General features: G+C 72.8%; 4 protein-coding genes. 3 read left to right on the top strand and 1 reads right to left on the bottom strand.

The annotated features are described in order from the left end of the window. The 3 genes from AB0M39_RS41700 to AB0M39_RS41690 all read left to right on the top strand — a co-directional run. A partial coding sequence (locus AB0M39_RS41700) for an alpha/beta hydrolase (protein WP_365374330.1) occupies positions 1-567 on the top strand: 567 nt, incomplete at its 5' end. Next, positions 567-1,397: an alpha/beta hydrolase gene (locus tag AB0M39_RS41695; protein ID WP_365374327.1), complete on the top strand. Its 831-nt coding sequence runs from the start codon at positions 567-569 to the stop codon at positions 1,395-1,397. The genes AB0M39_RS41700 and AB0M39_RS41695, both read left to right, overlap by 1 nt. A gap of 68 nt (positions 1,398-1,465) precedes the next feature. Next, the gene (locus AB0M39_RS41690) at positions 1,466-1,984 is read left to right on the top strand and encodes a VOC family protein (protein ID WP_365374324.1); all 519 of its coding nucleotides are present in this window, start codon (positions 1,466-1,468) and stop codon (positions 1,982-1,984) included. Between the two features lie 88 nt (positions 1,985-2,072). Here AB0M39_RS41690 and AB0M39_RS41685 read toward each other — a convergent pair. Beyond that, the coding region (locus AB0M39_RS41685; RefSeq protein ID WP_365374321.1) for an AMP-binding protein at positions 2,073-3,113 on the bottom strand (1,041 nt) is incomplete at its 5' end.

Below are 3,113 nucleotides of genomic sequence, written 5' to 3'. Positions count from 1 at the left end.
CCTCCTCAGGCGCCTGCCGGCACGCGGTGGCCCAGCGCCGTGCCGGGCGGCAGCAGACGCTGGATACGGCTCAGCGCGTCGCCGAAGTCGCCCCCCGAGGCCTTCCGCGACGACCTGAGCGCCTTCGTCCGCGCGCTGGGCCTTAGCCCCGTCGACCTGATCGGGCACTCGATGGGCGGTGTGGCGGCGTACCTGCTGGCCGCGTGCTCTCCGGAGCTGGTGCGCAGGCTGGTGATCGAGGACGCCCCGCCGCTCGTCCCCCTCGATCCGCCGCGCCCGCCCGCCCGGCGCGAGGCGGGCGACCTCGGCTTCGACTGGCAGGTCGTCCCGGCGCTCGACGCCGAGCTGAACGCCCCCGACCCCGCCTGGCGGGAGAGCCTGCGCACGATCACGGCCCCCACCCTCGTCGTCGGCGGCGGGTCCAGCAGCCATATCCCTCAGGACCAGCTCGCACAGCTGGCCGCGATCGTCCCCGGCGCCCGGCTCGTGACCGTCGACGCCGGGCACCTTGTCCACACCGCCCGGCCGGAGGAGTTCCTGGCCGCACTCGAGGAGTTCGACATCTGATGCGCTTTCACGCCTACGACGGGACCGAGCTCGCCTTCCTCCTGCGAGGGGAGGGCGAGCCGCTGATCGTGCTGCCGGGCGGGGCGATGCGGGACTCGGCCTACTTCGGCGACCTCGGCGGTCTGGACGCGCACCGGCGGCTGGTGCTGCTGGATCTGCGGGGCACGGGCGCCTCCGAGGTCCCCGCCGACCCGGACACCTACCGCTGCGACCGGCAGGTCGACGACGTCGAGGCGCTGCGCGAGCACCTCGGCCTGGAGCGCATGGACGTCCTCGCGCACTCGGCTTCGGGAAGCCTGGCGATGCTGTACGCGGCCCGGCGCCCCGAGAGGGTCGGCCGTCTGGCCCTGGTCGCCCCCAGCCTGCAGGCGGTCGGGCCGGCGGCGACGCCCGAGGAGTACCGCGCGGCGGCCCTGCTGCACACGGGCGAGCCCTGGTTCGATGAGGCGTACGCCGCCCTCGACGCCGTGCTGAGCGGACAGGAGCCGAAGGGATCGCCCTCGCCCCTGTTCTACGGCCGGTGGGACGAGGCGGCCCAGGCGCACGCGGCCGCCACCGACAAGCAGATCAACTGGGAGGCGGCCGCCCGCTACGGCGTGGACGAGGCCTTCGACGCGCCGGCGACCCGCGAGGCGCTCAAGGAGCTGGCCGCGCCGGTGCTGGTCCTGGCGGGCGAGCAGGACGGGGGGCCGACGCCGAAGCGGGCCGGCGAGCTGGCCGCGCTGTTCCCGCACGGCGAGGTCGCGGTCCAGCCCGGCGGGGGGCACTACCCCTGGCTCGACGACCCCGAGTGGTTCGTTGGGACGGTTGCGGGGTTCTTCGCGAGGTGATCGGGCGGCGACGGGGAAAGATTGCGGCATAGTTAGTTGATTCCGCAATCAACCCCCGAGGAGATCCGATGCCCCAGCCCGAGGGCGCCGAGCTCGACGCCGTGCTCGCCCGCAGAGAAGAGCTGCGGCGACGCTATCTGCGTCCCCAGGCCGACCGGCCCCCGACCACGGCGCACGGCATCCACCACATCGCCTTCATCTGCCGGGACGTGGAGGAGACCATCCGCTTCTACCAGGAGTTCCTCGGCTTCCCGCTGGTCGAGATCGTGGAGAACCGCGACTACCGCGGCTCCACGCACTTCTTCTTCGACATCGGGAACGGCAATCTGCTGGGCTTCTTCGACTTCCCCGGCCACGAGCACCCGCCGGCCAAGGAGACGGTCGGCGGAGTGCAGCATCTGGCGCTGTCGGTGGGCGCGGCGGAGTACGACACCGCCCGCGCGGCGCTGGACGACGCCGGCGTGGACTACCTCGGCCCGGACCGGGGAGTGGAGGAGAGCCTCTACTTCCGCGACCCCAACGGCGTCCCGCTGGAGCTCTACCGCGAGCGGCTGGGCGTCTTCAACGGCGAGCGCATCCTCGCCTGAGCGTCGACGGCCGGCGGAGCCCCGTAGCTCCGCAGTCCCGACAGCCCAGGGCGGGCGCGCCGCCCGGTCTGCCGCCGACGCACACCGGTCAGCGCCCCGCCGACTCCGTCGCCACCGTGCGCGCCCAGCGGTAGTCCGCCTTCCCGCTGGGCGAGCGCTGGATCTCCGGCGCGATCACCAGCCGGCGGGGGATCTTGTAGCCGGCCAGCCGGGTGCGGCAGTGCGACTGGATCTCGTCCAGCGTCGGCGCTGCCGCCCCCTCGCGCACCTGCACGACCGCCGCCACCTGACTGCCCCACCGGGCGTCAGGCACTCCGGCGACCAGCGCGTCGTAGACGTCCGGATGCGACTTGAGCGCCTGCTCGACCTCCTCCGGATACACCTTCTCGCCGCCCGTGTTGATGCACTGCGAGCCGCGGCCGAGGACGGTGACGATGCCCTCCTCGTCCACCGTCGCCATGTCGCCGAGCAGCACCCACCGCTCCTCGCCGCGCTGGAAGAAGGTCTCCGCGGTCTTGGCGGGGTCGTTGTAGTAGCCGAGCGGCACGTGTCCGCGCTGTGCGATGCGGCCTGGCTCGCCCGGCTTCACCGGCTCGTGCGTCGCCGGGTCGACCACCTGCGTACGGGCGTTGACGCGCAGCCTGAAGCCCTTGTCCGGGCCGGAGTCCTCGGTCGCCGTGCCGTTGAAGCCGGACTCGGACGACCCGAAGTTGTTCAGCAGCATCACATTCGGCGCGAGCGCCGTGAACTGCTCGCGGACCGTGTCCGACATGATCGCGCCGGACGAGGAGACGCTGAACAGCGCGGAGAGGTCCGTGCCCTTGAGCGGCCCGTTCAACGCGTCGATCAGCGGCCGCAGCATCGCGTCGCCGACCAGCGACACGCTGGTGACCTTCTCCTTCTCGATCGTGCGGATCACCTCCCGCGGCACGAACTTGCGGTGGACGACGATCCGCTGGCCGAAGTTGAAGCCGATGAACGCGGTGAGCGTGGACGTGCCGTGCATCAGCGGGGGAGTGGGGAAGAAGGTGATCCCCTCGCCGCCCGCGGCCACCCGCTCGGCGAGCTCCTCGGGCGCGCCGACCGGCTCTCCGGTGGGCGCGCCGCCGCCGAGCCCGGCGAAGAAGAG

This window comes from Streptomyces sp. NPDC051907, from assembly GCF_040681075.1.
Taxonomy (GTDB): Bacteria; Actinomycetota; Actinomycetes; order Streptomycetales; family Streptomycetaceae; genus Streptomyces.
Note: the sequence above shows the minus strand (reverse complement) of the source record. Positions and strands in the feature narration are given on the sequence as shown.

Coding starts and splice junctions, on each gene's coding strand:
- AB0M39_RS41695 (WP_365374327.1), top strand. CDS start 567: ATGCGCTTTCACGCCTACGACGGGACCGAGCTCGCCTTCCTCCTGCGA.
- AB0M39_RS41690 (WP_365374324.1), top strand. CDS start 1,466: ATGCCCCAGCCCGAGGGCGCCGAGCTCGACGCCGTGCTCGCCCGCAGA.